Source organism: Bacillus cereus group sp. BfR-BA-01309 (assembly GCF_022664315.1).
In the GTDB taxonomy this organism is placed as follows: Bacteria; Bacillota; Bacilli; order Bacillales; family Bacillaceae_G; genus Bacillus_A; species Bacillus_A mobilis.
The window spans coordinates 498,615-515,323 of sequence record NZ_JAKUHE010000002.1 but is presented as its reverse complement, the minus strand read 5'-3'; the positions used below and the strand labels follow the sequence as shown (position 1 = coordinate 515,323).

Genomic DNA, 16,709 nt, shown 5'->3' with positions numbered 1-16,709 from the left:
AAAAAATTGTCAATAAAAATTTTTTATCTCATGTTAATGAGCGGTAAAACTCCTACCTCAAAATTCGGTGGGAGTAAAGAAGTTAGATGGGAGACTAACTACTCGTGAACCCCGATTGGTGAAGGCTACTAATCAGTGGGGATGAATGAAATCGCCACTGATTAAAGTTTCACTTTATTTCACTTCTAAATCAACATTTAAATTAGTTGTATTTCCAGCTGCATCTGTTGCAACAATATGAATTGTATTCTTTCCTTGTTGTAATTGATTACGATCGAAATAAATGTCATAACTTTTCTCCCAAGGATTCAGGAACGCACTTTCCCACACACCATTTCCGTTAATTTCATATTGCATTCTAACTGGAATGCCAGGTGCAACCCAACCAGATTCTGTCATCCAATCTAGTAGAATATCGTCAACTTTTCCTCTAATAACAAGATTTTCTTGATCAACTTCGTGCGTTAACTTAGGTGCTGTTCGGTCAATAAACACTGCTCCTGTTTGTTTTGTTTCTCCACCAGAGTTAGAAGCAACAGCTTCGATTTGGTATAAGCCATCAGGCAACGGAGATCCGTCATTTCTTGTACCATTCCATTTGAAAGATTTATAACCTGGTGTTTCGTTTTTACCTTGATATACCGTGCCTTGATATGTCACACGGTCTTTCGTAATTAAATTGGCATGAAACGCTATATCTTCAACTGGTGTAACTAAATAGTAATTGATTAGGTTGTCATCTAGTATGTTGTCATTATTTGGACTGAAAGTAGAATTAACGATTTCAAGACCATCAATACGCTTGTATTCTTTCGGATCGATGCTAAATGTAAATGGAATACGCATCTCTTCAGTTTTTCCTTGCTCTTTTACATACAGATTCCCTGTATATACGCCTTGTGGTAAGGAGCTATCTACAGTAATAGTAAAAGGTTTTTCGATATTACTATTCGGTTTCATACTAATAGAAGAAGGGAAAGAAGTCTGGATTTTTGTTTTTGTATCTAATAATTCAATACGAGTTGAAAAGTTTTTCTTTTTGTTAGAAAGATTTTCTAATGTAATATTTTGTGTGAGTTTCAGTTTGCCGCTATTTGGTTTAGTGAAACCGAAACTTACGTTGTTCGGTTTCACTAACGCATCCGTTTGAGCTGCTTTTGGAATGTTAATTAAACCTGATCCTTGTGCCATGACAGGATATGTATTTTTATTGACATCCTTTAATGTTTTTGCAGTGCTGGCAAGAGCAGATTTCAATTGTTCTGTCGTCCAATCAGGATGCATTTGATGTAGTAAGGCAACGGCTCCTGCTACTTGTGGCGCAGCCATACTTGTTCCGTTGTGAGATTCATAGCCACCCCTTGGTACCGTACTAGTAATATGTACGCCAGGTGCAACAACGTCAGGTTTTATGAGCCAACTTCCTTGTGATGGTCCTCTTGAACTGAAGTTACCAATCAGTTCGGTTTTATTTGGTTGTCCAATCTTTATATTTTTCTTTCGTTTTGTAATTAAATTTTTCAACTCTTCGCCATTTGTATTGGATAGTTGCATAACTGGAAGAGCTATATCTTCACGTCCAAAATATTCGGGCATAATATTAATTTCTTTTTCGTTAGAAATTAATAGCACGCCGAGAGCACCAGCTTGTTTTGCTTGTTCCGCCTTTACTAACGTGCTCGAAGTTCCTTGTAAAACAAGGGCGAACTTACCTTTCACATCTTGTTTAGCGTAATCGCTGGAATTACCGTAGCCAACATAGACAAGCTGAGCATCGTTTCCTACTTGGAAGTCTGCTTTTGATAATGGTAATCCTTGATAAGATTTATTAGAACCAGCTACTTGGAATGTTGGGAATGGAATAGAAACAGTAGATGCACCAACAGAGATGACGCTACTCGCGTTACCAGGAGCATCAACAGACCAAGGTTTTGGTCCATCATTTCCATTTGAAACGATTGCAGTAACACCAAGTTTTGCTGCACGTTCTAACGTCATTGTTACAGGTTGATCAGGAACATTCAAATCTTGACCGAGAGATAAATTTAAAACGTCAGCGCCATCTTGAATCGCGCGCTCAATACCTTGAAGAATATCTTCGGTCGTACCAGTACCGCTATCATTCATTACACGATAGGCTAGAATAGACGCATTTGGAGCAACGCCTTTAATTTTTCCGTTACCAGCAATAATGCCAGCTACATGAGTACCGTGTACGTTCCCATCCATCGGATCATTATCCTCATCGACTGCATCATAGCCACCGATATAATTTGCTTGTAAGTCAGGATGTGTATAGTCTACGCCAGAATCAATAATAGCGACTTTCATACCTTTTCCATCAAGCGGTTTGCCAGATGGATCTTTTAAATTCCATGCTTCAGGAGCACCGATTGTCGGTCCGCCGATATTTGGCGCTTCTTCTTTAGTAGCGCTTTTTGCTGTTTCATGCAATTTATATGTTAAGTTCGGATAAACAGCTTTTACTTCAGGCAAAGAAGCTAGAGCAGCAATTTGATCTCCTGGTACAGAAATAGAGAATCCAGAAAATAACGTACTATACGTTTCTTTTATCTTTGCTTTGGGTGCTTTTTCTTTAATTTTCTTTGTAGTATCCTCTTGTGCCTTTTTTAGTTGTGCATGGTATGATTGCACATTTCCATTTTTTAAATCTGGAGCATGCTGAATGTTACTTTGTGAAGCGAGAGGAGCATGTTGTAATTCTACAATGACTGAAATTTCTTTTGATGTTTTTGTTTCAACATTTTGCGCGATTTTGTTTTCTCCCCATTGCTCAATATTTGCCTTTAACTGTGGACTAAATTGCTTCTCTTTTTGCAGCGATTCAGCATGCGCGCTTAAAGCTCCAAAACTAGAAAAGACAAGCGCCTTAATAGTGCAGATGTAGTTTTTTTCATTGAAACTCCCCCTGGTAAAAAGTGCTAATATTCCGAAAAGTTATCTTGCATTTTTGTTATGAAATATAAAATTGAATGTTGGCTAAACTATACTTTCGGCATAATTCATACCAATCCTCTTTGAATTAAAAATTTCTTGGGAAATTTTTTGGTATTATGTCGAATGGATAATATTCAGTGTGGGGAGGCCCACCCTTACTGGGCATAAATCGACAACAATTGTGCAATTAATCTGGAGTGAAATTCGCATATAGTAAGCGGAATATGAGGAATGCTATAAGAAAAATGGAGGGACGTATGAAAAAAATTATCGTGAGTAGTGGTGTGGTTTTGTTTATTTTTCTATCTTCAGTTTTTAGTACTAGAGCGGAACATAATGAGATGAAAGTTGCTTTTATTCGTCATCATGACCTTTGGATTAAAATTGATGGGAAAGAAAAACAAATAACAAAAGGCGAGTACATAACAGGGCCGAAATGGTCCCATGATGGAGAATGGCTTGCCTATGCTAAAGGAAAGAAGCAAAACACCTTGGAGTTGTACCAACTGGAAGATGGAAAGAAAGTTAGGCCATCGCAATCTGAAGTATCGAATTATCAATGGTCACCGAAAGAGAATATAATTGCATTTGTATTTATGAATACATTAAATACGTTTGATGTCAAAAAAAAGAATACAGATTTTGAAAATGTATCAGCGGGTGTAGGTGATTATGCATGGTACCCTGATGGAAAGAAGTTTCTTGTATCTTCTGAAGCACACATACTTCCAACAGGATGGACAGGAGCTCAGCTATATGAAGTGCAAAAAGATGCACACATGAATCCTCACAAAATGAAGCATTTGTATGCATTACCAAATGAACATGATGATTTTCTAGCGCTAGTTGCAAGTGGGTTTGAGTGGTCACCAGATCAAAGGTGGATTTCATTTTTAGCGGTACCGACAGCTTCATGGTCAGCTGATAGTAATACGCTTTGCTTAGTTCGAGCAGATGGCAGTCGGTTTGAAAAAGTAGATCAAATGTTATTAAATCCACAATGGTTCAAATGGGCGCCATCCAACAATATATTAGCTTATATTGAAGGGGGCGGGAGAGTTGCGTTAGAGAATAAACATTTAAAAGTAAAAGAACTGCCGGCACTTCAGCAGAACACATTTACGCCGAAAGGATATGTCGATTGGGATTTTGTATGGAAGAATGATAAAGTAATTATCGTTTCACGGGCAAAAGAGGCAGGGATAGAAACTCCGCAGGAAAAAAGGCCACTGCCATCTTTATATGAGATCGATCGTACAAGCGATAAACAACAGCAAATCACAAAGCCACCTCATAAGCAAGGTGATTATCATCCGATTTTTATGAAGAAGAGCAATCAATTAATATGGATACGTTCAGACCGTAAGAAAGCCAATGTATGGCTTGCCAATAGTGATGGAAAACAGGAAAAGAAGTGGATTGAAAATATAGACGTGCCAGAATGGTATTATGAGAAATGGAACTGGGAAAATGTTATCTCGGTGAAAGAAGAATAAAAAACGTGCCTAAAAAATGATTTTAGGCACGTTTTTTATTGTTATTTATGAGTTTTATTCGGCTTTTTCTTCGCGGGGTTCCCGTTTCCCTGACGCTTTCTGTTTTGCTCATCTTTTGCTTGTTTTTCATGCAGTGTATCTAAAAAATCATTCGAGTTACTCATTTTTATATCGCTCCTTTCATTTCGTCCTAATTACTATAACCATTTAGGAGGATAATCATGATATAAAAGTTAAGCACTTAATTTTTTTCGATAATATATATAAAATATGCCATACGTAATAAATAGCATAAATAAAATTTGTAACTCTACATTTTCTTTTAAAATAGTTGAGACAGAAGATGGTAAGTAAGGGGATGTATCGCTCGTTCCTATACCTAACCATTTGTTTAATAGGTTAATGGTACAAAACATAAAAACACCAGACCAGCTTGCAATAATTGTTTTCTGTTTAATTTTTGTTTCCCGTTCATCATCTGTAATCCAAGGATTGGCAGTTGTATCACTACTAAAAAATCCGTTTATATATCCCCATATAATCATTCCGATTAAGATAGTTATCCATTTCATATTTGTGATTCCCCTCTCTCTTGTAAAAAGTATTTGACATATCGGTTTTTTATATAGCAGGAATAATGGATGAGATAGGGAAGGAATTATGTTGAAGGATTTCATAGAGAGAGGAGGATGATTATGAAATTAGTCTTTGCTCGGCACGGTGAAGGAGAACATACAAAGGATTTGCCGTCAAGTTTACAAGTATTGCATCCACCATTAACGGATGATGGAAGGAATCAGGCTAAAGTACTTCAATGCAATGTGCCATTGCAAGAAACCGATATATTAATTGCTAGTCCTACACTTAGAACTTTACAAACGGCGACAATATGGAGTGAGAAAGTATCTTGTCAAACAATCGTCCATCCATATGTATCTCCACGTATTTTTCCTTATCGAGAAGGAGCGAAAACATTACCATGTGATTACATAGTAGATCAGGGGATAATAACAAATTTATTTCCACATTTTTCGATAGAGAAAAGTAAAAATAAGCAGTTATGGATGGAAGGTATAAATACTATTCCAGAGGATAGGTTTCAGCAAATAGTAGATGAATTTCTTCTTTGGTGTTATGAGCTAGGTGCTGAAAGAATTTGCATTGTATCTCACGACGGGACGATTACAGCATATAGGCAATATTTACAGAAGGTCGTTTTAACTAGATCAGACTTTTTGCAAGAAACGGGTATATATGAAATGGAGGTATCCCTTAAAAGTTTGATTGATGAGATTTAATGATAGGATGGAGGGTATATGTTGAATGTTGCACTAGTAGTTGGTTTTAACTCTGATTTAGAGGCGCAATCAATCCGGGCATCGCTTGAATATTTTGGGGCAAAAGTTATAACATACTGGATTGGTAGACCGAAAGAGTTCATCGATATTCTTTCTGGAAAAGGTGTATATAATGATATCAATTATGTTGTCTTTTGCTTTCATGGTGAGGAAGGAAAGTTTGTTATGGAAGAGTTGGGTGAAGATATATATGAACAAGATGAACCGAGGGGATACTTTGGTGCTGCAGAAATTTATAAATATGCAAAATTGCATAATACACATATTGTAAATAGCGGGTGTACGTTAGGGGATCGAAAACTAGCAGAATCTTTTTTACGTAGTGGAGCGAAATCGTATATTGGATCGATAGATTATGTAGATGGGAATGCAGCACTTATGTTTACAATACGCTTATTTTATGGGCTTATTAACCATGAAAAAACGGTAGAAGATGCCTTTCAAGAGGCGATATTAATCGATGAGGAGACACGTACATTTCAATTCTATAAATAGCAGAAACGCATTTATTCTATATTCGAATAAATGCGTTTCACATTTAACTCACATTTTTTTTACAGTTTCTTCAATGAAAATGATTATCAGCTATGGTATGATATGTTCAAGTTTTTACAGGTAAAAAAAGTTACTATATAAACGTTAGTTTTTAATGTTTCATACACATGTCACAAATTATTCGTAATTAACATTTTAAAAATAAGTAACTAATGTTATTATATTATCTGTAACTAACTTAATTACAACTTTAGGAGGAAGATATGGTTATTCAATTTTTAAGAGAAAACAAAGCAGTTTCTTTTGTGTTAGCAATAATTCGAGTATATCTTGGTTGCACATGGTTAATGGCTGGAATCGGTAAATTACAAGGAAAAGGATTCGATGCAACTGGCTATTTACAGGGTGCAATTGAAAAATCTAAAGGAGCACAACCGGCTGTTCAATCTTGGTGGGCATCGTTTTTACAAGATTTCGCAATTCCAAACGTTGATCTATTTAATACACTTGTAACGTGGGGAGAAATTTTAGTTGGAATTGGTTTAATTGTAGGCTGTTTAACAAAAACAGCGGTCTTTTTCGGCCTTGTAATGAACTTTTCCTATATGCTTAGTGGGTCAATTGGTGTAAACCCTGAAATGGTTATCCTATCAATGTTCGTTCTAGTCTCTAGTATGAATGCTGGTAAATTTGGAATAGATGGTTTCGTTATTCCGAAAGTACTAGGATCAAAAACTCAAAAACGCCAAAAGCAAGCTGCTTAATATATGAAAGCGGGTATCTCAAAATGAGATACCCGCTTATGTTATTTTTCAACTTTGATTGGATTGTTCTTAAAGAATTCTTTTACATAACCTACAAATTCTTGTGGCTCTTGACGAAATGGTGCATGGTAACCTTTTTCGATAATATGGAAAGTACTATTTTTTAAGAATTGATGATACGTTTCTCCTTCTTTCCAAGAAACGCTACTATCATTTCTTCCCCATATAATTAAGGTTGGTTGTTTCAGTTCATTTGCATTGATTTGAAGGCGTCTAGGCCATAATTTCATTTTATTGTAATGCTCTTCATCATTACGTTTAAATTTCACTTTACTTTCATCATAATCTGCAACAGCAGAAACGGTATTTAAATCAGTCGACAACTGCGGTTTTGGTGAGCCTTGTTTATTAACAAATGTATGAGGACCACCTGTAGCATCAGTTAAAATAAGGTGGGTAACGGCTTCAGGATATAAATATGTTAAATTAAGAGAAATTTCTCCGCCCATTGAGTGTCCCAGTATTGCAAATGAATCATAACCTAGTTTTTTCATTAATTTATAATACAAATTTGCATGAGTTGGGAAAGAATAATAAAAATCCATCGGCTTAGATGAGCGCCCGAAGCCTAAAGCATCTACAGAAATAATTGTATGATCTTTTGCTAAATCTGAGTAAATCTTTTGAAAACCATCTGACGATCCTCCAAATCCATGGATCATAAGTAAAGGTGGCTTTTCATTACCAATCTTTTTAAAGTAAATGGTTTGCCCATCTATTTCTACCATTTTTTCCTCGGTAGCTAGTTTCGCTGTAAGTGTATTTTTGACTTGTTTTATTTGTTCTACTGGCTTTTCTGCTGCACTACATCCTACTAATAGTGTAAGAGTAAGACAACCTACCATAAAATAGCTAAATCGCTTCAATGAGGTGTCCCCTTTCTAACATAACGCTGTATCTATCATAGCAAATAGCATATTACGATTTCCAGGAAGTTGGCTACCACTTTTTATCATAAGAGGTGAAAGGAGCGTTTCTTGGAAATTTTCTGTTTGAAGAAATTGACGAAATGAAAATTGTGAATGTGGGACATCAATCCTTACTGTGCCATTCCAACATTCACAGATTCTCTTGAATAATTGAATAGCATCCTTCTCTTGCTTTGCGATAAGTGGATTGACGCATAATATATTACCTTTTTGTACACATAAGGAAAAAGCTTCTATACAGTTATTTCTCTCAATTTTAAAAGAGTGGCTTGCTCTTGGTAAGAGTAATGAATAAAGTAAAGAACGATTAGCACCAGTTGTAATTTGATCGAGAGAAATAAGTGATACAAGGTCCGGTTCTGTTACTTGTTGTGTATGAGCAATCTGTGTCTTAGTAGTTTGTTTTTCGAAACGATGAATCGTCGTGACAGTTTGAAATCCGCACGATGTATAAAGAGGCTCGCCAGCCTTTGTTGCAATAAGTGCAATTGGTTGTTTTGGGGTGGTGCGTTCTAAGCAGCGATTAAGCAACATACGTCCGATGCCCCGGCCTTGAAAATTAGGATGGACCATTAACATGCCAATAGTAGAAAAACTATCTTTAAAAGGAAATACTCCTCCAGCTGCAATCAGTTTATTTTCATGCATATAACCGATAAGTGTGCCGAGAGAAAGATACATTTCGAATTGTTTTTTCATAAATGCTTTATCTTGTAACCATCCAATAGCTTTGCAAAGGTCGAGTAAATCAAAAATAAAAGATTCATCTAGCGTTATTATTTTCATAAATGCTCACCACGTTTCTATTAATTTTCATGAAAGTAGATTAAAAATGTTGAATAAGAGATTTACGTTAAATGAAATCCAACTTATTTTTATTTTGATTGTAAAGGGGAAGAAGGTTGGTATGAAAAGACAAAGTTATACAAATTATAACTGATATTTACATAAGTTAACAAAAAATTTACATATAACTAATTTTCTCTTAATAGTCTTCTATTAAATTTGATAGTGGGAAATGAATAACCTAATTAGGGGGAAAATATAGTGAAAAAGTTTGTAAAAAAAGCATGGCCATTTGCAGTTGTGGCATCGTTAGCTGTTACTTCGGTAGCAACATGGAATTTTACTCGTTCTAGTGAGGTTAATGCAGATGAGAGCGGAAGCAATGCAAAGATTAAAAATGTCATCGTATTAATTGGGGATGGTATGGGACCTTCATATATGACGGCTCACCGTTATATGAAAGATAATCCAAAAACTTTTGAGATGGAATCTACAGAATTTGATAAGCATCTTGTAGGAACGCAAAAAACATATCCGGAAGATGAACATGAAAATATTACAGACTCTGCATCTGCAGCAACTGCTATGTCAGCAGGAATTAAAACATATAATGCGGCAATTGCAGTTGATAATGATAAAGCAGAAGTGAAAACTGTTCTTGAACAAGCGAAAGAAAAAGGGAAATCAACGGGACTCGTTGCTACTTCTGAAATTACACATGCAACACCAGCTGCTTTCGGTGCGCATGACATTAGTCGTAAAAATATGGACGCAATTGCAAATGATTATTTTGATGAAAAAATTAAAGGGAAGCATAAAGTAGACGTTATGCTTGGCGGCGGAGTAAATAACTTTGTTAGAAAAGATCGTAATCTTACAGAAGAATTTAAGAAATCTGGTTATAGCTATGTAACTGATCGCAATCAATTGTTAAATGATAAAAATGATCAAATTCTAGGTTTATTTGCGCCAGGCGGTTTAGATAAAATGATTGATCGCACTGATAAAACACCTTCATTAGAAGAGATGACAAATGCAGCAATTGATCGTTTGAATAAAAATAAAAATGGTTTCTTCTTAATGGTTGAAGGAAGTCAAATCGACTGGGCTGGACACGATAATGATATCGTTGGTGCAATGAGTGAAATGGAAGACTTTGAAAAAGCATTTAAAGCAGCGATTGAGTTTGCGAAAAAAGATAAAAATACGTTAGTCGTTGCAACGGCAGATCACGCTACTGGCGGATTATCTTTAGGTGCGAATGGCGAGTATAACTTTAAAGTCGATCCAATTAAAGCTGCAAAACGCACACCAGACTTCATGGCAAATGAGATTGCAAAGGGTGCAAATGTAGAAGAAACATTGAAAAAATATATTGATTTACAATTAACACCTGAAGAAATTAAAGCGGTAAATGATATTGCTCCTTCAAAAGATGTAACAAAGATTGATAATGCGATTGAGGATATTTTCAATAAGCGTTCGGTTACAGGCTGGACAACAGGCGGACATACAGGGGAAGATGTAAACGTATATGCATTTGGCCCTGGTAAATACTTGTTCTCTGGCGTTCAAGAGAATACAAATATCGCTAAACGTGTCTTTGATATTGTTGGCGGTGGCGATCCGAATAAAGGAAGACGCTAATTATAAATGAAAGTGAGGCAAAATGCCTCACTTTTCTTTTTAGGAGATGGGAAAATGAGTTCTTTTTTCAGAGGGATAGGATCTCTTCTAATAGGGGCATTATTGCTAGTGGGATGCCAATCGAAGGAGAATCATATAGAACAAAAATCTACTACTACAAAAGCTGAGGAAAAGGTACAAATAACGAAAGAAGAAGAGAAATCGATTCAAGATGTGATGGAGAAATTTGTACGGACAACAAATGAAAAAAATCTTGCTGAACATATGGAGTTATTTTCAAAGAAGATGCCTAGTGCTGAAGACTTAAAAACACAAAAAGAAGCAGCTTTTCAAAAGGGAAATAAGAAAATTGAATTGGAACATATAGACATGAAAGCTAGTAAAGCAGGGTATGTTGTTGTTGAGACAAAGGAAAAGGAAATAGAGGGCGAGATCATTCTTCAGAAGAAAGTACAGTATGCACTTGGAAAAGAAGAGGATGGCTGGAAAATTGAAGAGGTTCGCACGATAGAGAAGAAATAAAGTACACCTTTAATCAGGGCGTCTTCCTGCCTGTAAATAGCGAAATGAAAAAGGTTCTCATTGGCGAGAACCTTTTTTTATCCCGCGTTAACGTCCGATTGGTTCAACTAATAATCAGTGGGGGATGAACAAAACCCCCACTGATTAAAGTTTCACTTTATAGTGGTAACATAATTTGATTTGAGCATGCTTCGATATCATCAATATCTTGGCGGATTGTTGCCATTTTATTATCGAGGTCTTCAGCCTTCATTGCTGCATCATGTAGTTCATCTTTTAAATACTCAGGTATTTTCCCTTCATATTTATAATAAAGTTTATGTTCTAAACTTGCCCAAAAGTCCATTGCGAGTGTACGCAACTGAATTTCTGCAAAGACTTCTTTTGTACCAGAATTCAGTGATAAAGGATATTTAATAATCATGTGTAAACTTTTATAGCCGTTTCCCTTTGGATTAGCGATATAATCTTTTACCTCTATGATTTCCATATCTTCACGCTTTTGAATGACTTCTTTTAAATGATAAATATCTTCTACGAAGCAACATGTAATACGAATGCCGATGATGTCTTGTAAATGCGTTTGGGCATTGTCAACTGTCGGTAATAAATTTTTACGTTCTAGCTTTTTAATAATACTTTCAGGTTGTTTTAATCTTGTTTTTATATGTTCAAACGGGTTGTAATCCTCTAAAAATTGAGCTTCCCGGTTCATAATTTCAAATTTAGTTTTTAACTCTTCTAAAGCAAATGTATATGGTAGTACAAAAGCTTTCCAGTAGTTAACTGTTGATTGATTATATTCCATTTATATACACACCTTTTCCTATTTACAAGTGAGGTTGTTATTATACTAAATACCAAAGCATATAAGCGCAAGCAGCAAATGATGAGATCATAAAACGATATTTAGTTTTCATACTTTCAACTCCTTTCGAGTAAGATTCTATATGAATAAACGTGATTGTTAATAAGTTCACTATGTACAATTCCTATAGTAATAGATTCATGTGAATTTCGTATGAACTAATTGTTTCAGATTTTTGTCTTTTTTTTGCAATTGACAAATAGAATAAAGTTATATAACATATAAATCGTAATCATTACGTTTTAGTTTGCGATCTTTGAAAGAAAGGAGAATGACATATGCGTGTAAATATTACACTAGCTTGTACGGAGTGCGGTGATCGTAATTATATTTCTAAAAAAAATAAGCGAAACAATCCAGAGCGCATCGAACTAAAAAAATATTGTCCACGATTAAAGCGAGTAACGTTACATCGTGAGACGAAGTAGAGGACTAGAGATATCTCTAGTCTTTTTTGTTTGTTATAATTACCTTAAATTGTAATAAAGGGAGAGGTATGATGAATCAAAAAGATAAAGAAAGAAAAGAGAAATTGGCTCATATAATTGATATTCCAGATGATTATAGACTTGTTGTAGATGATCAAGAAGGCGTGGATGACCCATATCATCTATTATGGTGGGAGCATAAAGAGGATGAGGAGAGAACGATACAAATTACGTTGAATAGACATACTGGTAATTTAATTGAATTTAGTATAGATGATGGAAACTATTTTTCGAGTGATAAGGAAGCGCTAGAGGAGAATAAAGCAAGAGAGATTGCAAATGCATTCTTGAAAAAATATACAAAAGAAGGATATGAATTTTATACATATGAAACGGTTAAGGACGATAGGCGTGGTTGGAAAGAAGTACATTATATGCAAGAAGTGAATGGCTACCTATTGCCGAATACAGGGTGTGTTGTGCGCGTTCATCCTTCAGGTAATGTTGTGCATTTTCGTTATAATGGACAAAAAGCTATCGAGAATAAACCGTTATGGCCAAGTGAAATCGTTGAAGAGAACGTCGTCTTAGAAAATTTGAAAGCTAGACAAGATATGAGACTTGTATTTGTAGATTTGACATTCTCTTCATGTAAATATGAAAGTGGAGAAGAAGGAACAGGGTACCATCTTGTATATGAGCCAGAACCTAGTCATGCGTTTATTAAAGCAAGTACAGGTAAAGATTTATTTGGACCAGATCATTATAAATTGCCTTCAAGTGTAGCTGTTGAAAAGCCGAAAAAAGATAGCCGGCAAGATGATATATTCGATTTGTTTGACTGGGATAAAGAAAGTTTTACAAAAGTAGCTGAGACGGAAGATGATTATGAAATAAGGATGAAATTTGTTCCGAAAGAGGAATTACAGAAACAAAAAGAAGAAAAAAATCCATATTTAATGAATGAAGTTTTTAAGAAGCATTTACCGATGTTAAAATATAATAATTTTGTTTGCATTATGATTGATAAATCTACCAATGGGTTAACTGGTTTTATAAAACTGACAGACGATAAAGAAGTAAAGCAAATATTGTCTAGAGAGGTATGTTTACAAAAAGCACTTCAATTTTTGGAACAAGTTATTCCAGATGTCACACAATATCTACGTCTTTGGGAAGAACGTGAAGAAGCAGAAGATGGGATTGAAAGATTTATCTTTTCAGTATATGTGAATGGTATTCCAGCAGAGTGTAAGCAATTTATGGTCAACATCAATACAGAAAATGGAGCTGTGATGCATTATTCAGGAGAATCTAGCAACTTTATAAAAGAATTACCTACATACGAAACAACACCAAAAGTAACAAAGGAAAAAGCGTTAGAAATATACAGAGGGGCCATGCAAGTTCATTTAGAATGGTTTTTAGAGAATGATGTAGAGGAAACGAACTACGAATTACTGTATAAACAAACGACGGATGAAAATTATAACGAATCCTTCGAGTGCAGTCGAAGGATTCGTTATATTGATGCGTATACTGGGGAGAAAATTTGGAGTGAATACTAGTAAAAGCCAATCGATACGTATCGATTGGCTTTTATTATGTTCTTAGAATCATTTATTAATTGCCGTTAAGTGGTTGAAGAATACCATCTTGAGCTTTTGACCAATCATATAGGTTTCCATCAGATCCTACTGCAAAATTTAGAGCACGAGAGTTCTCAGGAGATTCGCGTCCGTATAAGACGTCGTATATCTTAATACCATTTATTGTGCCAATTAGTTTGTCTTCGCTGGAGCCGTAACGAATTTCATTTGAGCGCGCTCCCATTCTTTTTTCTAGAACTTTTATAGCATCTTCACTTGTGAATGTAATAGTATCAGTTTGTTTATTTGGTTGCTTAGCTGGTTGTTGCTCTTTTTGTGTGTTTTTAGATTCTGTTTCAGGTTTTGTATTATTTTCAGTTTTTGAGTTGTCTTTAGTTGTTGTGCTGTTCTCAGTTTTTACATTGTCTTTAGTTGTTGCATTGTTCTCGTTTTTTGAGTTGTTTTTAGTTGTTGAGTTGTTCTCAGCTTTTGAGTTGTTCTCAGCTTTTGAGTTGTTCTCAGCTTTTGAGTTGTTCTCAGCTTTTGAGTTGTTCTCAGTTTTTGAGTTGCTCTCAGCTTTTGAGTTGTTCTCAGCTTTTGAGTTGTTCTCAGCTTTTGGGCTGTCTTCAGTTTTTTTGCTATCTTCCGTTTTTGTACTGTCTTTTGATACGGCAGTATCTTGTTTAGTAGCCTCGGTTTTTGTAGGAGACGTTTGTTGTCCACAAGCTGAAAGTAAGAAAAATGATGATGTGAGTATTACAAGGTTTCTAATTTGTGATGTAGCGTATCGCATGAAAACACCTCTTTCAAAATTTTGGAATCTTATATATTGTAATACATTGGAAAAAATATTCAAGGTATGAAAGACGTATTTCGTTCGACAAAAAGCTAAGGATTCCATATTTATATCGTACAGACACAAACAACCTCACGCCCACATACACATAGTAAAGACCACTATTTTGGCGGAGGTGAAAGGTTTGAGTCTATTCGCCGCAATTGGATATATGGTTCGAGAAGTGTTTGTCTTTGTTTCTTATGTGAAGAATAATGCGTTCCCGCAGCCGTTATCGTCAGACGATGAGAGAAAGTACTTAGAGTTAATGGAGCAAGGTGATGCTCAAGCGAGAAATCTGTTAATTGAACATAATTTACGGCTTGTAGCTCATATCGTTAAAAAATTTGAAAACACAGGGGAAGATGCAGAAGATTTAATTTCAATTGGTACAATTGGGCTCATTAAAGCAATCGAGAGCTATTCGGCAGGAAAAGGCACAAAACTTGCGACCTATGCAGCACGCTGTATTGAAAATGAAATTTTGATGCATTTACGTGTACTGAAAAAAACGAAAAAAGACGTTTCACTTCATGATCCAATCGGGCAAGATAAAGAGGGGAATGAAATATCGCTTATTGATATATTAAAATCAGAGTCTGAAGATGTAATTGATATGATCCAGCTTAGTATGGAGTTAGAAAAGATTAAAGAGTATATCGATATTTTAGACGAACGAGAGAAAGAAGTAATCGTGAAGCGTTTTGGACTGGGGCTTGATAAGGAGAAAACGCAACGAGAGATTGCAAAGGCACTTGGTATTTCCAGAAGCTACGTATCAAGAATTGAAAAGCGCGCTTTAATGAAAATGTTCCACGAATTTGTAAGAGCTGAGAAAGAGAAAAAAGCGAAAGAATAATGTACATTAAAAGCAGCTTTATTTTAAAATGGGCTGCTTTTCTGTTTGGAAATTAGGAAAGAAAAAGAGTTGTGTTCAGAAGAAATCTATGTTCACTGTTGAAAATGACGGATTCTATCTGTAATATTAGAGGGTGCTAAACAATTTAAGAATAATACCATACTTAGTTTTCCGCATGTATAATATGGCAGTTCTATATGATATGTGGGAATAAGAACCAATTTTACATATGATATAGAAGGAAAAGAAGGGGAAGCTAAAGTTATAGACTGATTAGGAGGTTTCGCAATTTGCGACGTACATTATATCGACTTATGATCGAACTTACAAATGGTCGTTTTACTTCTTATATATTACGTAAATTTGCACAATCTCGTTTGAGCTCTATCATTATTCCATCGTATGCGAAAGTTTTTCAAATTAATCAAGATGAGATGGAAAAGGGTTTGAAGGAATATAGAACATTGCATGAACTATTTACGCGTAAGCTAAAAGAAGGAAAGCGTAGTATTGATACGGATGCATCGAGTATCGTTAGTCCTGTTGATGGTGTTTTTGCTGATCACGGTCCTATTGAGGACACAAAAACATTTGATATTAAAGGAAAGCGTTATTCAATCGTGGATATGCTAGGTAATGAAGAACGTGCACAGCGATATGCAGGTGGTACATACATGGTTATTTATTTAAGCCCAAGTCATTATCATCGTATTCATAGTCCGCTTTCTGGATCCGTGACTGAAAGATTTGTACTCGGTAGAAAATCATATCCGGTAAATGAAGCTGGTATGGAATACGGGAAAGAGCCATTGTCAAAAAATTATCGCTCTGTTACAGAAGTAAATAGTGACGATGAACATATGGCACTTGTAAAAGTAGGAGCTATGTTTGTTAATAGTATTGAGCTGCTGCATGAAAGAGACACTGTTCAAAAAGGTGAAGAAATGGCATACTTTACATTTGGTTCAACAGTTGTGTTATTGTTTGAAAAAGATATGATAGAAGTAGTGCAGAATTTGAAGAGTGGACAAGAACTTCGTCTTGGTGAAAAAATTGCTACTCGATTGGCTCATAAGTAAAGAAAACATTTTATAACTGTAAGTAAGAGTTATGGA

Annotated in this window: 16 protein-coding genes and 1 pseudogene; 10 read left to right on the top strand and 7 right to left on the bottom strand. The window is 35.4% G+C overall.

Annotation, left to right across the window (positions count from 1 at the left end; genetic code table 11):
- Positions 1–174: 174 nt before the first annotated feature.
- Positions 175–2,918: pseudogene (locus MR115_RS06335) on the bottom strand (S8 family serine peptidase).
- 297 nt (positions 2,919–3,215) lie between these two features.
- On the opposite strand from MR115_RS06335, the gene MR115_RS06330 reads away from it, so the two are divergent.
- Positions 3,216–4,454, top strand: a complete 1,239-nt coding sequence (locus MR115_RS06330) for an eIF2A-related protein (protein WP_242240502.1) — start codon at positions 3,216–3,218, stop codon at positions 4,452–4,454.
- Positions 4,455–4,495: 41 nt separating this feature from the next.
- Here the strand turns inward: MR115_RS06330 and MR115_RS06325 are convergent, their stop codons facing one another.
- Positions 4,496–4,618 (bottom strand): DUF4023 domain-containing protein, encoded by a 123-nt coding sequence (locus MR115_RS06325; protein WP_000071861.1) that lies wholly within the window; start codon positions 4,616–4,618, stop codon positions 4,496–4,498.
- Between the two features lie 69 nt (positions 4,619–4,687).
- Positions 4,688–5,026 carry a phosphoglycerate mutase gene (locus MR115_RS06320; RefSeq protein WP_242240501.1) on the bottom strand — a complete coding sequence of 113 codons (339 nt, stop codon included), beginning with the start codon at positions 5,024–5,026 and terminating at the stop codon, positions 4,688–4,690.
- A 123-nt stretch (positions 5,027–5,149) separates the two neighbouring features.
- Between MR115_RS06320 and MR115_RS06315 the strand changes: the two genes are divergently transcribed.
- From MR115_RS06315 to MR115_RS06305, 3 genes are all read left to right on the top strand, one after another.
- Positions 5,150–5,752, top strand: coding sequence for a histidine phosphatase family protein (locus MR115_RS06315; RefSeq protein WP_242240500.1), 603 nt, complete (start codon positions 5,150–5,152; stop codon positions 5,750–5,752).
- An 18-nt stretch (positions 5,753–5,770) separates the two neighbouring features.
- On the top strand, positions 5,771–6,307 hold the full coding sequence (locus MR115_RS06310) for a CHAT domain-containing protein (protein ID WP_242240498.1): 537 nt from the start codon (positions 5,771–5,773) through the stop codon (positions 6,305–6,307).
- A gap of 263 nt (positions 6,308–6,570) precedes the next feature.
- Complete coding sequence (locus MR115_RS06305) at positions 6,571–7,071, top strand: DoxX family protein (protein ID WP_242240495.1); 501 nt, start codon at positions 6,571–6,573, stop codon at positions 7,069–7,071.
- A gap of 41 nt (positions 7,072–7,112) precedes the next feature.
- Here the strand turns inward: MR115_RS06305 and MR115_RS06300 are convergent, their stop codons facing one another.
- Together MR115_RS06300 and MR115_RS06295 are read right to left on the bottom strand one after the other, a co-directional pair.
- A complete protein-coding gene (locus MR115_RS06300) occupies positions 7,113–7,997 on the bottom strand; it encodes an alpha/beta fold hydrolase (protein WP_242240493.1) in 885 nt (294 codons plus the stop codon).
- Between the two features lie 15 nt (positions 7,998–8,012).
- Positions 8,013–8,846 carry a GNAT family N-acetyltransferase gene (locus MR115_RS06295; protein WP_242240492.1) on the bottom strand — a complete coding sequence of 278 codons (834 nt, stop codon included), beginning with the start codon at positions 8,844–8,846 and terminating at the stop codon, positions 8,013–8,015.
- 261 nt (positions 8,847–9,107) lie between these two features.
- Here MR115_RS06295 and MR115_RS06290 point away from each other — a divergent pair, with 261 nt between their 5' ends.
- Together MR115_RS06290 and MR115_RS06285 are read left to right on the top strand one after the other, a co-directional pair.
- Positions 9,108–10,493: an alkaline phosphatase gene (locus MR115_RS06290; RefSeq protein WP_098341772.1), complete on the top strand. Its 1,386-nt coding sequence runs from the start codon at positions 9,108–9,110 to the stop codon at positions 10,491–10,493.
- Positions 10,494–10,547: 54 nt separating this feature from the next.
- On the top strand, positions 10,548–11,015 hold the full coding sequence (locus MR115_RS06285; RefSeq protein WP_242240491.1) for a hypothetical protein: 468 nt from the start codon (positions 10,548–10,550) through the stop codon (positions 11,013–11,015).
- Positions 11,016–11,172: 157 nt separating this feature from the next.
- Here the strand turns inward: MR115_RS06285 and MR115_RS06280 are convergent, their stop codons facing one another.
- Positions 11,173–11,823, bottom strand: a complete 651-nt coding sequence (locus tag MR115_RS06280; protein WP_097818229.1) for a GTP pyrophosphokinase — start codon at positions 11,821–11,823, stop codon at positions 11,173–11,175.
- Positions 11,824–12,161: 338 nt separating this feature from the next.
- Here MR115_RS06280 and rpmG point away from each other — a divergent pair, with 338 nt between their 5' ends.
- Positions 12,162–12,311, top strand: coding sequence for a 50S ribosomal protein L33 (rpmG, locus tag MR115_RS06275; protein ID WP_001265617.1), 150 nt, complete (start codon positions 12,162–12,164; stop codon positions 12,309–12,311).
- 71 nt (positions 12,312–12,382) lie between these two features.
- On the top strand, positions 12,383–13,879 hold the full coding sequence (locus MR115_RS06270; protein ID WP_242240490.1) for a YcdB/YcdC domain-containing protein: 1,497 nt from the start codon (positions 12,383–12,385) through the stop codon (positions 13,877–13,879).
- A gap of 55 nt (positions 13,880–13,934) precedes the next feature.
- On the opposite strand, the gene MR115_RS06265 is transcribed toward MR115_RS06270, so the two are convergent.
- The gene (locus MR115_RS06265; protein ID WP_242240489.1) at positions 13,935–14,693 is read right to left on the bottom strand and encodes a hypothetical protein; all 759 of its coding nucleotides are present in this window, start codon (positions 14,691–14,693) and stop codon (positions 13,935–13,937) included.
- Between the two features lie 187 nt (positions 14,694–14,880).
- Between MR115_RS06265 and sigK the strand changes: the two genes are divergently transcribed.
- Together sigK and MR115_RS06255 are read left to right on the top strand one after the other, a co-directional pair.
- Entirely contained in the window at positions 14,881–15,594 is a 714-nt protein-coding gene (sigK, locus tag MR115_RS06260; RefSeq protein WP_000051382.1) for an RNA polymerase sporulation sigma factor SigK, read from the top strand.
- Between the two features lie 290 nt (positions 15,595–15,884).
- Entirely contained in the window at positions 15,885–16,673 is a 789-nt protein-coding gene (locus MR115_RS06255; protein WP_242240488.1) for a phosphatidylserine decarboxylase, read from the top strand.
- The last annotated feature ends 36 nt before the right edge of the window (positions 16,674–16,709 follow it).

Coding starts and splice junctions, on each gene's coding strand:
- MR115_RS06330 (WP_242240502.1), top strand. CDS start 3,216: ATGAAAAAAATTATCGTGAGTAGTGGTGTGGTTTTGTTTATTTTTCTA.
- rpmG (WP_001265617.1), top strand. CDS start 12,162: ATGCGTGTAAATATTACACTAGCTTGTACGGAGTGCGGTGATCGTAAT.
- MR115_RS06295 (WP_242240492.1), bottom strand. CDS start 8,846: ATGAAAATAATAACGCTAGATGAATCTTTTATTTTTGATTTACTCGAC.
- MR115_RS06305 (WP_242240495.1), top strand. CDS start 6,571: ATGGTTATTCAATTTTTAAGAGAAAACAAAGCAGTTTCTTTTGTGTTA.
- MR115_RS06285 (WP_242240491.1), top strand. CDS start 10,548: ATGAGTTCTTTTTTCAGAGGGATAGGATCTCTTCTAATAGGGGCATTA.
- MR115_RS06325 (WP_000071861.1), bottom strand. CDS start 4,618: ATGAGTAACTCGAATGATTTTTTAGATACACTGCATGAAAAACAAGCA.
- MR115_RS06310 (WP_242240498.1), top strand. CDS start 5,771: ATGTTGAATGTTGCACTAGTAGTTGGTTTTAACTCTGATTTAGAGGCG.
- MR115_RS06320 (WP_242240501.1), bottom strand. CDS start 5,026: ATGAAATGGATAACTATCTTAATCGGAATGATTATATGGGGATATATA.
- MR115_RS06270 (WP_242240490.1), top strand. CDS start 12,383: ATGAATCAAAAAGATAAAGAAAGAAAAGAGAAATTGGCTCATATAATT.
- MR115_RS06280 (WP_097818229.1), bottom strand. CDS start 11,823: ATGGAATATAATCAATCAACAGTTAACTACTGGAAAGCTTTTGTACTA.
- MR115_RS06265 (WP_242240489.1), bottom strand. CDS start 14,693: ATGCGATACGCTACATCACAAATTAGAAACCTTGTAATACTCACATCA.
- MR115_RS06315 (WP_242240500.1), top strand. CDS start 5,150: ATGAAATTAGTCTTTGCTCGGCACGGTGAAGGAGAACATACAAAGGAT.